The organism is Mesorhizobium sp. M1428 (assembly GCF_040317515.1).
GTDB lineage: Bacteria > Pseudomonadota > Alphaproteobacteria > Rhizobiales > Rhizobiaceae > Mesorhizobium.
Window position 1 is genome coordinate 101,992 of sequence record NZ_JAMYKT010000005.1, and the last position, 16,611, is coordinate 118,602.

The 16,611-nt window shown below is 62.6% G+C and carries 18 protein-coding genes; 11 read left to right on the top strand and 7 right to left on the bottom strand.

Annotated features, from left to right (window positions below; translation table 11 throughout):
- Positions 1 to 6 precede the first annotated feature (6 nt).
- From NKG60_RS09335 to NKG60_RS09345, 3 genes are all read left to right on the top strand, one after another.
- Positions 7 to 711, top strand: a complete 705-nt coding sequence (locus NKG60_RS09335; protein WP_352974872.1) for a DNA alkylation repair protein — start codon at positions 7 to 9, stop codon at positions 709 to 711.
- A complete protein-coding gene (locus NKG60_RS09340; RefSeq protein ID WP_352666665.1) occupies positions 671 to 1,252 on the top strand; it encodes a GNAT family N-acetyltransferase in 582 nt (193 codons plus the stop codon). The genes NKG60_RS09335 and NKG60_RS09340 overlap by 41 nt, the downstream gene beginning before the upstream one ends.
- Positions 1,253 to 1,314: 62 nt before the next feature.
- The gene (locus tag NKG60_RS09345) at positions 1,315 to 1,884 is read left to right on the top strand and encodes a DUF3299 domain-containing protein (protein WP_352666662.1); all 570 of its coding nucleotides are present in this window, start codon (positions 1,315 to 1,317) and stop codon (positions 1,882 to 1,884) included.
- 320 nt (positions 1,885 to 2,204) lie between these two features.
- On the opposite strand, the gene NKG60_RS09350 is transcribed toward NKG60_RS09345, so the two are convergent.
- The 4 genes from NKG60_RS09350 to NKG60_RS09365 all read right to left on the bottom strand — a co-directional run bounded on the left by NKG60_RS09350 (position 2,205) and on the right by NKG60_RS09365 (position 4,821).
- Complete coding sequence (locus NKG60_RS09350; RefSeq protein ID WP_006333679.1) at positions 2,205 to 2,696, bottom strand: Lrp/AsnC family transcriptional regulator; 492 nt, start codon at positions 2,694 to 2,696, stop codon at positions 2,205 to 2,207.
- A 202-nt stretch (positions 2,697 to 2,898) separates the two neighbouring features.
- Complete coding sequence (locus tag NKG60_RS09355) at positions 2,899 to 3,531, bottom strand: uracil-DNA glycosylase family protein (RefSeq protein ID WP_352666659.1); 633 nt, start codon at positions 3,529 to 3,531, stop codon at positions 2,899 to 2,901.
- Positions 3,532 to 3,544: 13 nt separating this feature from the next.
- The gene (locus NKG60_RS09360; RefSeq protein WP_352666656.1) at positions 3,545 to 4,156 is read right to left on the bottom strand and encodes a glutathione S-transferase; all 612 of its coding nucleotides are present in this window, start codon (positions 4,154 to 4,156) and stop codon (positions 3,545 to 3,547) included.
- 41 nt (positions 4,157 to 4,197) lie between these two features.
- Positions 4,198 to 4,821 (bottom strand): thermonuclease family protein, encoded by a 624-nt coding sequence (locus NKG60_RS09365; protein WP_352974873.1) that lies wholly within the window; start codon positions 4,819 to 4,821, stop codon positions 4,198 to 4,200.
- A gap of 75 nt (positions 4,822 to 4,896) precedes the next feature.
- Between NKG60_RS09365 and NKG60_RS09370 the strand changes: the two genes are divergently transcribed.
- Positions 4,897 to 6,411 carry a sensor histidine kinase gene (locus NKG60_RS09370; RefSeq protein WP_352666651.1) on the top strand — a complete coding sequence of 505 codons (1,515 nt, stop codon included), beginning with the start codon at positions 4,897 to 4,899 and terminating at the stop codon, positions 6,409 to 6,411.
- Positions 6,412 to 6,415: 4 nt separating this feature from the next.
- Here the strand turns inward: NKG60_RS09370 and NKG60_RS09375 are convergent, their stop codons facing one another.
- Positions 6,416 to 7,414, bottom strand: a complete 999-nt coding sequence (locus NKG60_RS09375) for a nicotinate-nucleotide--dimethylbenzimidazole phosphoribosyltransferase (RefSeq protein ID WP_352666872.1) — start codon at positions 7,412 to 7,414, stop codon at positions 6,416 to 6,418.
- Positions 7,415 to 7,611: 197 nt separating this feature from the next.
- On the opposite strand from NKG60_RS09375, the gene NKG60_RS09380 reads away from it, so the two are divergent.
- Complete coding sequence (locus NKG60_RS09380; protein ID WP_352974874.1) at positions 7,612 to 7,845, top strand: DUF1289 domain-containing protein; 234 nt, start codon at positions 7,612 to 7,614, stop codon at positions 7,843 to 7,845.
- A gap of 13 nt (positions 7,846 to 7,858) precedes the next feature.
- The gene (locus NKG60_RS09385; RefSeq protein WP_352666649.1) at positions 7,859 to 8,563 is read left to right on the top strand and encodes a TIGR02281 family clan AA aspartic protease; all 705 of its coding nucleotides are present in this window, start codon (positions 7,859 to 7,861) and stop codon (positions 8,561 to 8,563) included.
- A 9-nt stretch (positions 8,564 to 8,572) separates the two neighbouring features.
- On the opposite strand, the gene dusA is transcribed toward NKG60_RS09385, so the two are convergent.
- Entirely contained in the window at positions 8,573 to 9,565 is a 993-nt protein-coding gene (gene dusA, locus NKG60_RS09390; protein ID WP_352974875.1) for a tRNA dihydrouridine(20/20a) synthase DusA, read from the bottom strand.
- A gap of 200 nt (positions 9,566 to 9,765) precedes the next feature.
- On the bottom strand, positions 9,766 to 10,437 hold the full coding sequence (locus NKG60_RS09395) for a GntR family transcriptional regulator (RefSeq protein ID WP_352664994.1): 672 nt from the start codon (positions 10,435 to 10,437) through the stop codon (positions 9,766 to 9,768).
- A 140-nt stretch (positions 10,438 to 10,577) separates the two neighbouring features.
- Here NKG60_RS09395 and NKG60_RS09400 point away from each other — a divergent pair, with 140 nt between their 5' ends.
- From NKG60_RS09400 to NKG60_RS09420, 5 genes are all read left to right on the top strand, one after another.
- Entirely contained in the window at positions 10,578 to 11,165 is a 588-nt protein-coding gene (locus NKG60_RS09400) for an amino acid synthesis family protein (protein WP_352664996.1), read from the top strand.
- A complete protein-coding gene (locus NKG60_RS09405; protein WP_352868198.1) occupies positions 11,158 to 12,957 on the top strand; it encodes an alpha/beta fold hydrolase in 1,800 nt (599 codons plus the stop codon). The genes NKG60_RS09400 and NKG60_RS09405 overlap by 8 nt, the downstream gene beginning before the upstream one ends.
- A 5-nt stretch (positions 12,958 to 12,962) precedes the next feature.
- Positions 12,963 to 14,021, top strand: a complete 1,059-nt coding sequence (locus NKG60_RS09410) for an LLM class flavin-dependent oxidoreductase (protein ID WP_352665000.1) — start codon at positions 12,963 to 12,965, stop codon at positions 14,019 to 14,021.
- Complete coding sequence (locus NKG60_RS09415; protein WP_352665002.1) at positions 14,018 to 15,493, top strand: aldehyde dehydrogenase; 1,476 nt, start codon at positions 14,018 to 14,020, stop codon at positions 15,491 to 15,493. The genes NKG60_RS09410 and NKG60_RS09415 overlap by 4 nt, the downstream gene beginning before the upstream one ends.
- Positions 15,494 to 15,576: 83 nt before the next feature.
- Positions 15,577 to 16,596 (top strand): ABC transporter substrate-binding protein, encoded by a 1,020-nt coding sequence (locus NKG60_RS09420; protein ID WP_352665004.1) that lies wholly within the window; start codon positions 15,577 to 15,579, stop codon positions 16,594 to 16,596.
- The last annotated feature ends 15 nt before the right edge of the window (positions 16,597 to 16,611 follow it).

Here is a 16,611-nt window from a genome sequence, read left to right on the forward strand (position 1 = left end):
TTCGCCGTGGCCGAGCTTTCGCCTCAATCCAGCGCCGACGAAATCGTCGCTCATCTGCGCTCGATCGCATGGGAGGAAAATCGACTTGGCATGCTGCGCTACGGCATCAAGATCGAACGTGCGCTCGGTATCCCGCACGGCGTGCAGCGGCAGATTGCCAGGAAAATCAAGCGCAACCATGAGCGTGCCTTCGAGCTTTGGCGAACAGGCATCATGGAGGCGCAGTTTATCGCTTCCGTCACGGCCGATCCGGAGCGGTTCTCTGCCGCGGACGCAAGACGATGGGCGGCGACGTTCGACTCTTGGGATATCGTCGACGGCGTCTCGGATCTCTTTGTCGATACGGATTGCTGGAGGCAATTGATCGCCGAATTTGCGGTCGACGAACGGGAATTCGTTCGACGCACCGCCTTTGCCATGATGGCTTGGTCGGTAGTCCACCGGAAGAAAGAACCGGAGGCGACCTTCCTGGAATTCCTGTCGACCATCGAGGCACAGGCCACCGACGGCCGTAATTTCGTGAAGAAGGCCGTGAATTGGGCGCTTCGTTCGATCGGCAAGCGATCGATGAATTTGCACGGCCCTGCCCTTGCCCTGGCGCAAAAACTGGCGGCCTCGACGGACAAGACTGCACGCTGGATTGGCAAGGGCGCCGTAAAGGAACTTTCCGATGCCAAGACGCTCCAACGGCTCGCCGCCAGAAAAGCTTGACCTGAGCAAGGTCCGCTTCACGGAGGTGACGCGATCGACGCGCGCCGATTTCGAAAACCTGTTCGAGCAACCGGGCGGGCCGAAATACTGCTGGTGCATGGCCTGGCGTAATCTCGACAACCGCGAGCATGTCGGAAACGACGAGAGGAAACGCGCGATTATGGCGCTGATCGATACCGGCACGCCGGTCGGCATTGTCGCCAAAATCGATGGCCGGACCGTCGGCTGGTGCTCGGTCGCGCCGCGCGAGACCTACCGCAAGCTGTCACGGCAGCAGGACAAAAGCGAGATGGGCATCTGGTCGATCGTCTGCTTCTACGTGCCGAAGGCGTTGCGCGGCGGCGGGCTGGCAAGGGTATTGCTCGACGCGGCCATCGATCACGCCTTCGCCAAAGGTGCCAAGACGATCGAAGCCTATCCCGTCGACCAGGCCTCACCGAGCTACCGTTTCATGGGCTTTCGCGACATGTTCGTCGCCCGCGGCTTTCGCGAGGTCGGCACGACCGGCTCGCGCCGGCACGTGATGCGGCTTGAGCGTTGACCTGTGGGGCTGCGGCAGCTTTACTTGATGTCCGCAGATCAAGGCTCAGCGGCGGAGCAGCGATGAGCAACCGTTTTAAATCAGGCACGATCATGGCAACTGCCTTGTTGGCGTCCGCCATCGCGGCAGGCGCTTCCGCCGGAACCATGCGCATTTTCTGGAAAGATCTGCGCCCGCCGACCCAGCCAGCCGCCGAAAGCGTCGGGCTGCCGATGATCGCGGCCAAAATGCCGGATCATGGCGAAACGCTGTCTCTCAATTTGCAGGACAAGACCGTGCAACTCGCGGGCTACGCGCTGCCGGTCGATCGTGAGGGCGATCTCGTCTACCTGTTCCTGCTGGTCCCCTGGACGGGAGCCTGCAGCCATATGCCGACACCACCGCCCAACCAGATGGTCCTCGTCACGCCTGCCCGCCCCTACAGGATGTCCGAGGCCTACCAGCCGGTTTCGGTGACCGGCGCATTACGGCCGGGCATGGAGAAGAGCCAGCTTTTCATCCTCGACGGCGTCAGCGTCATCCAGTCGGGTTACACGATCCGCAAGGCCGAGGTGGTCGACGTCGACGCGGTCCCGGACACGATCACGCTGCCGGCCAATTCCCCCTGGAGCTTCCTCAACAAGAAGAACTAAGCGGGCCTAGCTCAAAGAATAGATGGAATTGGAATTGACATTGAGCGGGTATGATCCGCTCCATTAATGGATACCTTTGCGCGGCAGCCCTCCCAAAGCCATATCACAAACGTGCCCTGAGCATGCCGGCTGTCTATCCTGCCTGGCGTTGTGAAGAATATTGATATTTCCGCAGCAGATTTTCCTAGGATATCGAATTCTTCCGCCCACGGTTCGACGATCAAACGGACATTGTCGGTGCCGTCGTTGCGAAAACCGACTATTAGGGTTTGCTCAGTCAACGGCCGCCTCTGCAGCAGATGGTGTTGACGCTATAGCGCTCAGGCGGCGTTCGCACCCGATTCCTTGTCCAGCACCATATAGTCGAGCGGCATTTCGGTCGTGTACTTGATCTGCTCCATGGCGAAGGAAGACGACACGTCGCGGATCTCGATCTTGGCGATCAGCCGCTTGTAGAAGGCATCGTAGGCGGCGATGTCGGGCACCACGACGCGCAAGAGATAGTCGACGTCGCCGCTCATGCGGTAGAATTCGACCACTTCGGGAAATTCCTGGATAACTTCCGAAAAGCGCCGCAGCCATTCATGGCTATGCGAATTGGTGCGGATCGAGACGAACACCGTGACCCGCACATTGACCTTTTCATGATCGAGGATGGCGACGCGGCGCTTGATGACGCCCTCTTCCTCGAGCTTCTGGATGCGCCGCCAGCACGGCGTCGTCGACAGGCCGACCTTTTTGGCGACGTCGGCGACTGCAAGCGTCGCATCCTCCTGCAGGAGGCGGAGGATTTTTCTATCGAGGCGGTCCATTGGGTGCTCCCCTGATGCAAGTCGTCCAAAGTGCGCAGCGGCCTTGGCACAACGACATGCATAAAAACAAGAATTTAACGCGCGTCCCCTCATGCGCGACGCGCTTCGAGGAATGGATTACCATATTCCCTCTTGCTCAAGCCTATTACAAGAAAGAAATTCTGTTGAATAGCGCAAAAGCGAGTGATTTCTTGCTGAATGGCTAGCCGAGGCGATAGCGGATTTCCGATCTCAGAAAGGGCAGCAAATCCATTTCAAACCATGGATTGCGCTTCAGCCAACCAGTGTTGCGCCAGGACGGGTGCGGCAGCGGCAGGACTTTCGGTTCGGTCGCCGCCGCCCAGATGGCACGCCAATCCATGACCGTTTCCGTCAGCGAGGGACGGCGCGCCGCGCCCATATGCCAGCTTTGCGCGTAGATGCCGATCGTCAGCACCATATCGACTTGCGGCATCAGCGCCATCAGCGATGCGCGCCATGCCGGCGCACATTCGCGGCGCGGCGGCAGGTCGGCGCCCTTGGCGTCCTGACCGGGAAAGCAAAAGCCCATCGGCACGATGGCAAATTTGTCCGTGTCATAGAATTCCTCGCTGCCGACGCCTAGCCAGCTTCGCAGCCGGTCGCCGGAGGCGTCGGTGAACGGCATGCCTGACACGTGGACCTTGGTGCCCGGCGCCTGGCTGGCGATCAGGATACGCGCGCTCGAAGATGGCCTGAGCACGGGCCGCGGTCGGTGCGGCAACGGCCTGCCGGCCGGGTTATCGATGCAGATGCGGCAGGCGCGTACCCTCGCCGTGAGGGCTTCCAACTCTTCGCTCACCAGCTCTTCGCTCATTTGAGACTCGTTCTCAGGCGGCGGCACTCGGCCGGCTGGAGATTTCTCGATACCAGCGCAGCACGTTGGTGCACTCTTCGGGTACCTTGATGCGAGCCGGCTTCATGAAGTCGATGGCGACCAGCCCGGTGATGTCGGCGATCGAATAGGCATCACCGGCGACGAATTCCCTGCCGGCGAGCTCAGCGTCCAGAAATCTCAGGAATTCGATCGCCTTCGGCTTGTTAGCCTCGCCCCATTCGGGGATTTGCGGGATCTCCCATTCCCTCATTGCGGGGTGGATATGCCGGAACGCCGCGGCGACGCAGCCGAACAGATTGAACTCCACACGTCTTTGCCACATCTCGACGATCGCCTTGCCGAGCGCGCCACGCCCGAACAAAGCCGGCTCGGGGTGCAGTTCCTCGAAATAACGACAGATTGCGACGGATTCGGTGATGATGGTGCCATCGTCGAGCTCGAGCACCGGCAGACGCTTCAGCGGATTGCGCGAGCTGACCGGCTGCTCTTTGTGCTCCAGCGCGCCCATGTCGACCGGCACCAGCGGAACCTGAAGTCCCTTTTCGGCCAGAAAAATCCGAACCCGACGTGGATTGGGCGCGCGCCCGCCGTCGAACAGCTTCATCTCTATCCTCCTCGTCCGCCCCGACGAACTATAGGCACAGCTCACCAGAAGCGAAAAATTTCGCGCAAGGCATCGCCGATCGACGCCAAGGTGCCGTGCTTTCTTTCGACCAGCTCGTGGCCGTGGCTCTCGCGCCAGTTCTTCGGTTCGTCGAAAGTTCCGGCCCAGATGCCGGCTTTGCCCGCGCGCGCAGCGGCTTCCTCGGTCTCGAAATCGCCAAAGGCGACCGCCCAGCCGGCCTCGACCTGCGCGCTGTTGAGATCCTTGCCGCCGGCCTTGCAGTCGCCGAGCAGCCTGCCGTAGCGGTCGCGCTGCCAGCCGCTGCAGGAGACGGCTTTGCCGGCTATCAACCGCACCAGGGACTGCCGCGCGAGCTTGCCGCAGGGATAATCGGCATCGTCCTTGCGGCAGATCTGCGAATATTCCGGCGCGTCGATGCCACGCATGCGGATACGCTCGCTGCCGAGGATGATGCTATCGCCATCATTGACGATGGCCGCGCCCTCCGTCTTGCGCGTCTCCACTCGGTCGAGGCGCGCCGCCAGGAGGATCAGCAGGCCGAGCACAATGAGTGTCAGCCCATAGTCCATCAGCCTGCGCCACAGGCTTCGCGGAGGCGGCGCATAGTATCGCTGGCGCGGCCATCGCGACCACGAACGGCTCATATGGCAAACCGTTGGTTAATCATTCGAACGTAGCTTAACGATTTGAAATTGCTGCCCGCGTAAATTGAAGACTTCATGCCCCTGCAACGCTCGACCACGGCGGACAAGTTTATTGTGGACCGCAGGAAACGCCATCGCAACAGCGATGTCGCGCGCGCGGTGCGCAAGACGCGCGACCGTCTTTCGCAGCAAGCCGGAAATCCCGACTTCGACCGCGAGCTATTGAAGCTCCACGCGCTTTCGATGACCGGCGGCGTGATCGTCATCCCGCTGCTCGTTCTGGCAACGGCCGCGGCAGGCTTGCTCGCGGGCATCGGCAAGGAGATCGGCGTCTGGGCGCTGTTCACATTCATCTGCTATACCATCGTTGCATTCATGGCCAGACGCGTCACTCAAGCGTCCGAGCTCAACCCGCTGGAAACGCATAGGGATTTCCTGATCGGCCAGTTTCTTTGCGGGCTTGGCTGGGCCTGGTTCGCATGGCTCAGCTGCGAAACTTGCCAAATGGATCAGTTCCAGGTCGCCAAGGCGGTGGTGCTGCTGCTCGCCATGTCGGCAACCGCGATCCTGGCCTCGTCGCTGCGCGGTGCGCTGTTGGCGACCTTCGCCCTCCCGGTCGCCATCTATGCTTATGCCAGTGCGAAATTATGGATGCCGGTCGAAGTGATCATGGCAGGCTTGCTGATCGCGTCGTTGCCTTTCTTCGCCTATGTAGCGCGCCAGCTCAACCGTTCCTCGCTGATGCTGCTGTCGTTCCGCTCCGAAAAGGATGCGCTGATCGCCGAACTGGAGACGGCGAAATCGATGTCGGACGAGGCACGGCGGCGGGCGGAAGACGCCAATCTGGCGAAATCGCGTTTCCTGGCCTCGATGAGCCACGAACTGCGCACACCGCTCAACGCCATTCTCGGCTTTTCCGAAGTGATGGCCAACGAGGTGCTCGGCCCGATGAGCAACCCGACCTATCGCGACTATGCCCGTGACGTGCACGACTCCGGACAGCATCTGCTCGACCTGATCAACGAAATTCTCGATTTGTCGCGCATCGAAGCGGGCCGCTACCAGCTCAACGAGGAGCCGATGATGCTGCTCTCCGTCGTCGAGGATTGCTGCCACATGATGGAGCTGAAGGCGCGCAACAAGGACATCCGCATCGTCCAGGATTTCGAAAACGCGTTGCCGCGCCTGTTCGCCGACGAACGCGCGGTGCGGCAGATTGCGCTCAACCTGTTGTCCAATGCCATCAAGTTCACCGCCACCGGCGGCGAAATCCGCGTGCGCGTCGGCTGGACGGCGGGCGGTGGGCAATATCTCTCCGTCAAGGACAATGGGCCGGGCATACCGGAGGACGAGATTCCGATCGTGCTCTCGGCCTTCGGCCAGGGCTCGATCGCCATCAAGAGCGCCGAACAGGGCACCGGGCTAGGCCTGCCGATCGTGCAAGGCCTGCTTGCCATGCATGGCGGCGAATTCCAGCTCCATTCCAGGCTGCGCGAAGGCACCGAGGCGATCGCCATCTTCCCGCTGAGCCGGGTGATGGAGGAACTGCCGGCGCTGCCGACCAAGGCGGTTGCTTCGCGCCGGCGCTGAGTTCTTAACCGCGGACCGCCGCCGCCATGCCTGAACTGGTCAGCGCGGCCGCCTTGACCAGGCCGGCGGCAAGAGCCGCCCCTACCCCCTCGCCTTGACTGACGCCCAGATCGAGCAGCGGGCGAAGGCCGAGGCGCTCGGCGGCCTTGGCATGGCCAGGCTCCGGCGACAGGCTTGCGAGGAGACAATGATCGAGCGCGGCTGGGTTGGCGGTATGTAGGACACCAGCGGCCGCAGTCGCCGTGAATCCATCGAGCAGCACCGGGATCTTCTGCATCCGCGCCGCCAGAATGGCGCCGCAGATCGCTGCGAATTCCCGTCCGCCGACCCGGCGCAGCGCTTCCAGCGGGTCCTTGAGGCTCGCGCCGTGAAACGTGATCGCGGCATCGACCACCTCCGCCTTGCGCCTCTGCATTGCCGCGTCGGCCCCCGATCCAGGGCCGATCCAGTCGGCGCTGCTGCCGCCGAAAAGTGCCGTGCAAAGAGCCGCGGCGACAGTCGAATTACCGACGCCGAGGTCGCCAAGGCAAAGCAGGTCGGTGCCACCGGCAATCGCTTCCATGCCAAACGCCATGGTGGCGGCGCAACCGCGCTCGTCCAGTGCCGCATCCTCGGTGATGTCGGCTGTCGGAATGTGCAGAGCCAGATCGAACACCTTCAAGCCGAGATCGTAAGCGATGCAGATCTGGTTGATCGCTGCACCGCCGGCGGCGCAGAGCTCGACTGCATTTGCCGTGGCGGCGGCGGGGCGCGGCGAAATGCCGTGGCGGGTGACGCCATGATTGCCGGCAAAGATTGCCACCAATGGTCGCGTCACCGCCGGCGGCGCGCGACCGCTCCAGCCGGCGAGCCAGGCGGCGACGTCCTCGATGCGGCCGAGCGAGCCTTTGGGCTTGTCTGCCTTGGCAAACAACTGGCGCACGCGGGCCTTGGCCGTCAGATCTGGCGGCGGCAGGCTCACCAGAAGGTCGCGAAAATCGTCGAAAGGCAGCGCGCTGGTCATGTCGATGGCGATCGTCCGTGTGAATTGGTGAGCGGCATAGCCGCCTTGGCCAGCCGGCACAACCTCAAGCCGGCACAACCTCCAGTCCCGGTACAACTTGGCGGTTTTGACGCGAAAGCATTCGTTGGCGGCGCATCCCGGAGGGCTTGCATTGACTTTGTCGTTGCACCATGTGGAGGCTAGCCAAGGAAATCCTTATGACGGCCATTGAATCCCCGTGCATCCTGGTCTGCTCGATCGATATGAAAACCGGCTTCTGTTTCGGTTGCGGGCGCACGCGCGAGGAAATCGCCGCCTGGATCGACATGACCCCGCAAACCCGCCGCAGCGTCATGGCCGGGCTGCCGGCAAGGCTGGAAACGGTCGAACGACGCCCCCGCCGGGAAACCCGTCGCAGCCGCATGGCACGCGAACGCGACGCCCTCTCGTGAACCGGCCGCAGAGATGAACCGACTGTTGTGGATTCTGATCGTCGCGATCGGGGCGGGTGTACTCCTGCTCATGCTCAACGATTCCGCCGGCAGTACATTCGGCATTGAGAATTACGATTTCAGCCAGCTGATCTGGCTTGGCGCTTTAGCGGCGCTCGTCGGCGCCGGCCTGCTCAGATCAGGCAGGCCGTTAGGCACCATGGCACGCAGTCTTGGCGCCTGGGCTGCCATCGTGCTGGCGCTGATCGCCGGCTATCAGTACCGCTATGAGTTGCAGGATTTCGCCAGCCGCATCACCGCCGGCCTTGTTCCCGGCAGTCCGCTGGCGCTGGGTGTGGAAGAAGGCCATGTCACCGTCACTCTAGACAAGGCCGGCAACGGCCATTTCGAAGCGCGCGTCACGATCAACGGCACGCCGATCCTGACGGTTGTCGATACCGGCGCGACCAGCACCGTGCTGACCGCCGAGGACGCGCTGGCGGTCGGGTTCAATTCGGCGGCTCTCCGCTTCACCATACCGATCTCTACCGCCAACGGCATGACACGCGCCGCCGCCGTGAGAACCGATGAATTGTCGATCGGCGGCATCGTGCGCAAGGACATGCCCATCATGATCGCCGCACCCGGCACGCTCGGCCAGAGCCTGCTCGGCATGAATTTCATCGGCTCGCTATCGGGTTTCGACGTCCGTGGTGACCGCATGGTGTTGCGGGATTAAGTCTTCTCCTCAGGCCGCCTCTGCGGTCCTGCCGAAATCGACCTCTGCGAAAGCCGTCTTGAGCACCTCCGGTCCCGCACCCGGCTTTGTCGCCTCGGTGGAAAGGATCTGGCGGTAGCGCCGTGCACCGGGCAGGCCGTGAAACAGCCCGACCATGTGCCGGGTGACATGCCCCAGCCGGCCGCCCTGCTCGATATGGCTTGCCGCGTAGTCCGCCATCGCATCGATCAGTGCGGCAAAATCAAACGGCTCAGCTGTGCCGCCGTAAAACGCGGCATCGATGCCGGCCAGTATCCCTGGCGTGTGATAGGCGGCGCGGCCGAGCATGGCGCCGTCGACATGGTCGAGATGGGTCAGCGCCTCTGCGAGAGATTGAATACCGCCATTGATGCCGATGAATTTGTTTTGTTTTCTGGCTTTCAGCCGATAGACGCGGCTATAGTCGAGCGGCGGAATGTCGCGATTTTCCTTTGGGCTCAGTCCTTCCAGCCAGGCCTTGCGGGCGTGCACCCAAAGCGCGTCGGCGCCGGCCGCGAAAACACCGTCCGCCAACGCATCGAGTGCCGCTTCCGGATCCTGCTCATCGACGCCGATGCGGCACTTGACGGTAACCGGTATTTTCACCGCCGCCTTCATCGCAGCGACGCAATCCGCGACGAGCACAGGCGCCTTCATCAGGCAGGCGCCGAAGGTGCCCGACTGGACGCGGTCGGACGGACAGCCGACATTGAGGTTGATTTCATCATAGCCGAAGGCTTCGCCGATGCGCGCCGCCTCGGCCAGCTTTCCCGGATCAGCGCCGCCGAGCTGCAGCGCCACCGGATGTTCGCTGTCGTCGAAGCCGAGCAGCCGCTCGCGTGCGCCGTGGATGACCGCATCGGCCACCACCATCTCGGTGTAGAGCAGCGCCTCGCGCGTCAGCTGGCGATGGAAGAACCGGCAGTGCCGGTCTGTCCAGTCCATCATCGGCGCCACGGCAAGTTTGTGACGTAGCATATTCATTTTACTATTTTCTCTGTCTCAGTCCGTCCGATACTCCGTTCGAATGACAGAGCAATTTGGCAAGAGATGCACACCCAACTAAACCCGATATACGATTTTGCCGCCGCAACTGAAAGCAATTTGGTCACGTCACACACCTCGCTGTACGCACCAGTTAGACGCCTTCCATGGAACGATGAACCGCGTTGGCGGCAAACCAGTCAGCCAAGGCGAAGCGTGTTGCGGGCGATCTGCCACGCGGATTCGACATGCCGCCGCGCCGCCGCCTCCGCCTCGTCCGGCTTGCGCGACCGGATTGCATCCATGATTTCGGTCATTTCGGCGATCGCCGGCTCGCGGCGGTTCTCCGATGCGATCGTCATTGAGCGGAGCTGATTGATGCGGACATTCAGCCCCGTCACGATTTCCCAGGCAATGCGCTTGTCGGCGGCCTCGAACAGCGTTTCGTAGAACTTGGTCGTTGCCCGCATCACCTCGACAGGCGCACCGAACGCCCACGCCTCAAGCAGGTTCGTCAAGGCGTCATCGAGCAAAGCGATCTGCGCGTCCGTGGCCGTTAGGGCGCAAGCCCGCGCCGCGATGCCCTCGAGCAGCGCCCGCAATTCATAGATTTCGTCGGTGCGGCCGAGATCCGGCTTGGCCACGGCGGGTCCGTGGCCCGGTATCATCTGCACCAGGCCTTCCGCCTCCAGCTGCCGCAGGACCTCGCGCACGACGGAACGGCTAACCCCGAGCTGATCGCATAGCGGCCGCTCGACCAGCCTTTCACCAGGCTGGAAATGGAAGCCCATGATCGCTTCACGCATGCGCTCCAGCGCCAGCGTCCTCAGCGTCTTGGCAGAGCGGTCGATCCGCAGCGTATCGCCTGACATCTTCTCTCCCTACCCCGATCCGGCCACAAAACAGATTCCATAGCCGATTGACAAGGCTCCTGGTGCTCCATAGTATGGTATACCATAATATGATGTAAAGATTTCGGCGTTGCACAGCGCCATGGCGACCGAGGACTTTCATGAAACCAGCCATTCGAAAGATCGTCACCTACATCGAGAACACGCTAGTCGAGGGCGGTAAGGAAGCCCCAAAACCGTTGCGTCTGATCGGCGTCGCCGCCGTGCTGACAAACCCTTGGGCGGGCCGCGGTTTCACCGACGACCTGTCGCCGGAGATCCGTGTCATTGCTCCCGTCCTCGGCGAACTGCTGACCCGCGAGATTATCGCCGTTGCCGGTTCCGGCGAGGCAATAGAGGGTTATGGCAAGGCCGCGGTCTGCGGCACGGCGGGCGAGATCGAGCACGCATCGGCGCTGATCCATACGCTGCATTTCGGCAACCATTACCGTCGCGCGGTCGGCGCCAAGACCTATCTCGCCTTCACCAATCTGCGCGGAGGGCCGAACACCCCGATCATGATCCCGCTGATGGACAAGAACGACGAAGGCCGCCGCTCCCACTATCTGACCGTACATTTCCAAATCGGCGACGCGCCCGCGCCCGACGAACTGGTGGTGGCGCTTGGCGCTTCGATTGGCGGCCGCCCGCACCATCGTATCGGCGACCGCTATCAGGACCTCAAGGAGGTCGGAGACCTGCATGGCTGACGTCGCTGCCACCGCATGGGTCCGGGACACGGCTCCGGACGGCACCGGCTTCATCCGCGCCGGCTCCGACGCGCCGGTTCTGCTCATTCACGGTGTCGGCATGAACGCCGCGATCTGGCACGATCAGATCGCGGCGATGAAAGACCATCATGACCTGATCGCCATCGACATGCTCGGCCACGGCGTTTCACCGCTGCCGCCGGAAGAAGCCAGCCTGTCGGATTTCGCCGATCAGGCGGTTCGCCTGCTCGACCATCTTGGCGTGGCGTCGGTGTCGATCGTCGGCCATTCGATGGGCGCGCTGGTCGCACTGGAAATCGCCCTTCGCGCCCCTTTGCGCGTTCGCGCCATCGTGTGCCTCAACGCGGTGTTCCGCCGCCCCGCGGCCTTGACGCAGGCCGTGCGCGAGCGGGCGGCCGCGCTTGGCCCCCGTGGCAATCCTTCCGCCATTGCGGCAACACTTGCCCGCTGGTTCGGCGACCCGCTGCCTGCGAACCTTGTCGACGCGGCCTCTACCGCGCGCGCCGCCCTTGAAAGGGTCGAACCCGAAGGCTACGCGCGCACCTATCGCCTCTTTGCCCGTGCCGATGCCGAGCATGCCGATGCCCTCCCGAGTCTTGCCGCACCGGCCCTGTTTATGACCGGGTCGCAAGACAGCAATTCGACCCCGGCCATGTCGGCGGCGATGGCGAGGCTTGCGCCGCACGGTCAATGCCTCGTGCTCAATGGAGAAAGGCACATGATGGCAATGGCTTCACCTGAAAAAGTGACCAAACACATCATGGAATTTCTCGACACGGCAGGAGACGCTGGCGTGAACCCGGAGACGGATGCAGTCTTTGACAGCGGCGAATTCCGGCGCGCGCTCGGCTCCTTCCTGACCGGTGTCACCATCGTCACAACGATCAGCACGGAAGGCGAACCGCGCGGCTTCACCGCCAACTCGTTCACCTCGGTCTCGCTCGAGCCGCCGCTGGTGCTTGTCTGCATCGCCAAGAGGGCGCTGGGGCACAGTGCTTTTTCGACGTCGAGAGGTTTCGCCATCAACATCCTGTCAGAGGACCAGAAGGCCCATTCCGGCATCTTCGCTTCCAAAGCAGCGGACAAGTTCGCGGCCGTGAGCTGGCAACCGGGCCGGACCGGCAATCCGCTGATCGACGGCTGCGTTGCGGTGTTCGATTGCGGCATGGAGCAGCTGGTCGATGCTGGCGATCACTCGATCCTCATCGGCCGCGTCCGTGACTTCAGTCACAACGGAGCTCAGCCCCTCGGTTATTGCAGAGGCACCTACGTCACGCCTGGCCTCAGCCAGGAGGCCCTGGCGGCGGCGCCCCCCGATACGGAGATCGGCGCCATTCTCGAGAATGAGGGCCGTGTGCTGTTCTTCGCAACGGCCGATGGGTTTCATGAATTGCCAGCCGGACGCGGATTGGGCACGCCGAACGATGCGCGCAGTCTCAAGGGGCGCCTTGCCGCCAAGGCCATAGACGCCCAGCTCGGCTTCCTGTTCGCGGTGTGGGACGATGCCGCCGAACCCTGGCGCACGCATGTTTATTATCGCGGAACGGTCGAGGGACCCTATTCCGACGATCGCCAGATGCGGCTTGTCGACATCGAGAAGATCGCGGATCTGAAGATCGCCGATCCCGCAGTGCGTTCGATGCTTGCCCGCTATGCGCGCGAACGTACGGAAGATGCATTCGGCGTCTATGTCGGCAACGAGGTCGAAGGCGAAGTCCGGCCGCTCGCCAAGCCCTCTCCTTCTCAAATTCGTCTTTCCGGCCGCGGGTGAAACCGATGAAATTTTCGCTTTTCGTCCACATGGAGCGGTCGGATCTGGCAAAGCCGCATTCCGAGCTTGTCGGCGAGTTGGAGGAGCTGGTGCTGCAGGCCGAAAAGGCAGGATTCGAGACTGCCTGGATCGGCGAGCATCACGGGATGGAATTCACCATCTCGCCGAATCCGTTCATCAACATCGCCTGGCTCGCCGCCAAAACCAGGCGCATCCGGCTCGGCACCGGAACCATCGTCGCGCCATTCTGGCACCCGATCAAGCTTGCCGGCGAAGCGGCGATGGCCGACGTCATCACCGGCGGCCGTCTCGACATCGGCATTGCGCGCGGCGCCTACGCTTATGAATACCAGCGACTTTTCCCAGGCCTCGAGGCCTGGGGTGCCGGCCAGCGTATGCGCGAGATGGTGCCAGCGATCCGGGGCCTTTGGGATGGTGACTTCGAACTCGCCGGCGAGTTCTGGTCGTTTCCTGCAACCACCTCGTCGCCCAAGCCGTTGCAAAAGCCTTATCCGCCGATCTGGGTGGCCGCACGCGATCCGAACTCGCACGACTTTGCGGTTTCCAGCAAATGCAACGTCCAGGTTACGCCGCTTGCCTCGGGCGATGACGAAGTGGCCAGCCTGATGGAGCGTTTCAACGCGGCGTGCAATGCCCACCCCGACGTACCAAGGCCGGAGATCATGCTGCTTATGCATACTTTCGTCGCCGAGGACGCCGCGGATGCTGACCGGCTCGCGCAGGATCTGTCGCAGTTCTACTGCCAGTTCGGCGCCTGGTTCCAGAACAAGAAGCCGGTGCACCAGGGCATGATGGAAGCGCTGACCGAAGACGAGATCGGGGCCATGCCGCAATATGCGCCTGACAAGATCAAGCAGAACCTGGTCATTGGCGAAGCCGACGAGGTGATCGCCAGGCTGAAGGCCTACGAAGCGCTCGGCTACGATCAGTATTCGATCTGGATCGACAGCGGCCTTTCCCATCAGCGCAAGAAGAAATCGCTGCAGCTCTTCATCGACAGGGTGATGCCGGCCTTTTCCGAGCCGAAAGCTAGATTGCGATGAGCACCACTCAATTCAGGAACTATATGGACGGCAGCTTCGTCGAAGTGGCGGCGACCTTCGACAGCATCGATCCCTCGACGGGCGCGCCATGGGCGACGATGCCCGCTGCATCATCTGATGATGTCGACCGCGCCGTCGAAGCCGCTCACCGGGCGCTGCGCTCCGCCCCGTGGGCAGCGATGACGGCAACGGCACGCGGCAAGCTTCTGGTGAGGCTCGGCGATCTGGTGGTCGCCAATGCCGACCGGCTGGCTGAACTCGAGACACGCGACACCGGCAAGATCATCCGCGAGACCCGCGCCCAGATCGCCTATGTCGGCGACTACTACCGCTATTATGGCGGGCTGGCCGACAAGCACGAGGGCTCATTCGTCCCCATCGATAAGGCCGACATGGAAGTAACCATCCGGCCCGAACCGATCGGAGTGGTCGCCGCCATTGTGCCGTGGAATTCGCAGCTCTTCCTGTCCGCCGTCAAGCTCGGGCCGGCGCTGGCGGCCGGTTGCACCATCGTTCTGAAAGCATCGGAAGACGGCCCTGCCCCGTTGCTGGCCTTCGCCGAGCTCGTCCATGAGGCGGGATTTCCCGCCGGGACCGTCAACATCCTGACCGGCTTCGGCCACGATTGCGGTCACCGCCTGACCAGTCATCCGCTCGTCGCCCGCGTCGCCTTCACCGGCGGTCCCTCGACCGCTCGGCAGATCGTCAGGAATACGGCGGAAAACCTCGCCTTCACGACGCTCGAGCTCGGCGGCAAAAGCCCGGTCGTGGTGTTTGCCGATGCCGATCTGGACAGCGCCGCCAACGCGGTCGTTGCAGGCATCTTCGCTGCCACCGGCCAGAGCTGCGTCGCCGGCTCACGGCTGCTGGTCCAGCGCTCCGTGAAGGACGAACTCCTCGCCCGGCTCAAGCGCAAGGCCGAGGCGATCAGGATTGGCGATCCGCAGGATCCCGCGACCGAAATGGGACCGCTCGCCACCTCGCGCCAGCGCGAATGGATAGAGAAGATCGTTGCTGAAAGCCTGGCCGCCGGCGGGCGGCTGGTCACCGGCGGCATCCGCCCCACGGGCATGGCGGGCGGCTTCTATTACGCGCCGACGATTATCGACGCGCCTGATCAGACCCTTGCCTGCGTGCGCGAAGAGCTCTTCGGCCCGGTGCTCTCGGTGCTTGCCTTCGACAGCGAAGCTGAAGCGCTTTCGCTCGCCAACGACACGAAGTTCGGCCTGGCGTCCGGCGTGTTCACCACCAATCTGGCAAAAGCCCACCGCATGGCGCGCGGCATCCTTGCCGGCGTGGTCTGGATCAACACCTATCGGGCGGTCTCGCCGCTGGTTCCGTTTGGCGGCTACGGCCAATCCGGGCTCGGCCGCGAGGGCGGCCTCGATGCGATCCGCGACTACACGCGTTCGAAATCGGTGTGGATACGCACCTCCGACGACCCGATTCCCGATCCTTTTGTCATGCGGTAGCCGCCGCTGGCCGGAGATGCGCGATCAAGGCGAAAACGACCGATCGCGAACAGACAACAACGAAAACAACAGAGGAGAACGACATGAAACTGATCATCACCGGCATCCTTGCCGGATTTATTGCAACGACAGTTCTGGCAACGACGGACGCAAAGGCCGAGGACATGGTGTTCACCAGCTGGGGCGGGACGACCCAGGAAGCGCAGACCAAATCCTGGGCCGAGCCGTTCACCGCTGCATCCGGGATCAAGGTCATGCAGGATGGCCCGACCGACTACGGCAAGCTGAAGGCGATGGTCGATAGCGGCAGTGTCAACTGGGACGTCGTCGACGTCGAGATGGATTTCGCCATCAAGGCGGCCAAGGACGGTCTGCTCGAGCCGATCGACTTCAAGACCGTGCCGAAGGCCGACCTCGATCCGCGCTTCACCACCGATCACGCCGTCGGCAGTTTCTACTATTCCTTCGTGCTCGCCTGGAACAAGGGCGCCGTTTCGGGTGAACCGGCCGGCTGGGCCGACATGTTCGATCTGACGAAGTTCCCGGGCAAGCGGACCTTCTACAAATGGTCGGCGCCCGGCGTCATCGAGATCGCGCTGCTGGCCGATGGTGTTCCGGCGGACAAGCTCTATCCGCTGGATCTCGATCGCGCCTTCAAGAAACTCGACACCATCAAGTCGGACATCGTCTGGTGGGGTGGCGGGGCGGAGTCGCAGCAATTGATCGCATCTGGCGAAGCAACGTTCGGCCAGCTGTGGAACGGCCGCGTCTTCGCACTGAACAAGGATGGCGCCGATGTCGGCGTCTCCTGGAACCAGAACCTGACCGCAGCCGACGTTCTGGTGGTACCGAAGGGTGCCAAGAACAAGGATACGGCGATGAAATTCCTCGCCGCGGCGAGCGGCCCCGCTGGCCAGGCCAAATTTGCCGAAGCCAGCGGTTATGCGCCGATCAACACCAAGGCCAGGGCAGAGATGCCGGCCGATGCCGTGAAATCGCTGCCGGATGCTCATGTCGACGGACAGATCAATCTCGACATGAACTACTGGGCCGCCAATCGCGACACCATCGCTGCGCGCTGGTATGCCTGGCAGGCGAAATAAGCCCGCCCTTGAACC

What these genes read in the sequence shown, in the direction of transcription:
- NKG60_RS09340 (WP_352666665.1), top strand. Translation starts at nt 671, where the DNA reads ATGCCAAGACGCTCCAACGGCTCGCCGCCAGAAAAGCTTGACCTGAGC.
- NKG60_RS09345 (WP_352666662.1), top strand. Translation starts at nt 1,315, where the DNA reads ATGAGCAACCGTTTTAAATCAGGCACGATCATGGCAACTGCCTTGTTG.
- NKG60_RS09350 (WP_006333679.1), bottom strand. Translation starts at nt 2,696, where the DNA reads ATGGACCGCCTCGATAGAAAAATCCTCCGCCTCCTGCAGGAGGATGCG.
- NKG60_RS09355 (WP_352666659.1), bottom strand. Translation starts at nt 3,531, where the DNA reads ATGAGCGAAGAGCTGGTGAGCGAAGAGTTGGAAGCCCTCACGGCGAGG.
- NKG60_RS09360 (WP_352666656.1), bottom strand. Translation starts at nt 4,156, where the DNA reads ATGAAGCTGTTCGACGGCGGGCGCGCGCCCAATCCACGTCGGGTTCGG.
- NKG60_RS09365 (WP_352974873.1), bottom strand. Translation starts at nt 4,821, where the DNA reads ATGAGCCGTTCGTGGTCGCGATGGCCGCGCCAGCGATACTATGCGCCG.
- NKG60_RS09370 (WP_352666651.1), top strand. Translation starts at nt 4,897, where the DNA reads ATGCCCCTGCAACGCTCGACCACGGCGGACAAGTTTATTGTGGACCGC.
- NKG60_RS09375 (WP_352666872.1), bottom strand. Translation starts at nt 7,414, where the DNA reads ATGACCAGCGCGCTGCCTTTCGACGATTTTCGCGACCTTCTGGTGAGC.
- NKG60_RS09380 (WP_352974874.1), top strand. Translation starts at nt 7,612, where the DNA reads ATGACGGCCATTGAATCCCCGTGCATCCTGGTCTGCTCGATCGATATG.
- NKG60_RS09385 (WP_352666649.1), top strand. Translation starts at nt 7,859, where the DNA reads ATGAACCGACTGTTGTGGATTCTGATCGTCGCGATCGGGGCGGGTGTA.
- dusA (WP_352974875.1), bottom strand. Translation starts at nt 9,565, where the DNA reads ATGAATATGCTACGTCACAAACTTGCCGTGGCGCCGATGATGGACTGG.
- NKG60_RS09395 (WP_352664994.1), bottom strand. Translation starts at nt 10,437, where the DNA reads ATGTCAGGCGATACGCTGCGGATCGACCGCTCTGCCAAGACGCTGAGG.
- NKG60_RS09400 (WP_352664996.1), top strand. Translation starts at nt 10,578, where the DNA reads ATGAAACCAGCCATTCGAAAGATCGTCACCTACATCGAGAACACGCTA.
- NKG60_RS09405 (WP_352868198.1), top strand. Translation starts at nt 11,158, where the DNA reads ATGGCTGACGTCGCTGCCACCGCATGGGTCCGGGACACGGCTCCGGAC.
- NKG60_RS09410 (WP_352665000.1), top strand. Translation starts at nt 12,963, where the DNA reads ATGAAATTTTCGCTTTTCGTCCACATGGAGCGGTCGGATCTGGCAAAG.
- NKG60_RS09415 (WP_352665002.1), top strand. Translation starts at nt 14,018, where the DNA reads ATGAGCACCACTCAATTCAGGAACTATATGGACGGCAGCTTCGTCGAA.
- NKG60_RS09420 (WP_352665004.1), top strand. Translation starts at nt 15,577, where the DNA reads ATGAAACTGATCATCACCGGCATCCTTGCCGGATTTATTGCAACGACA.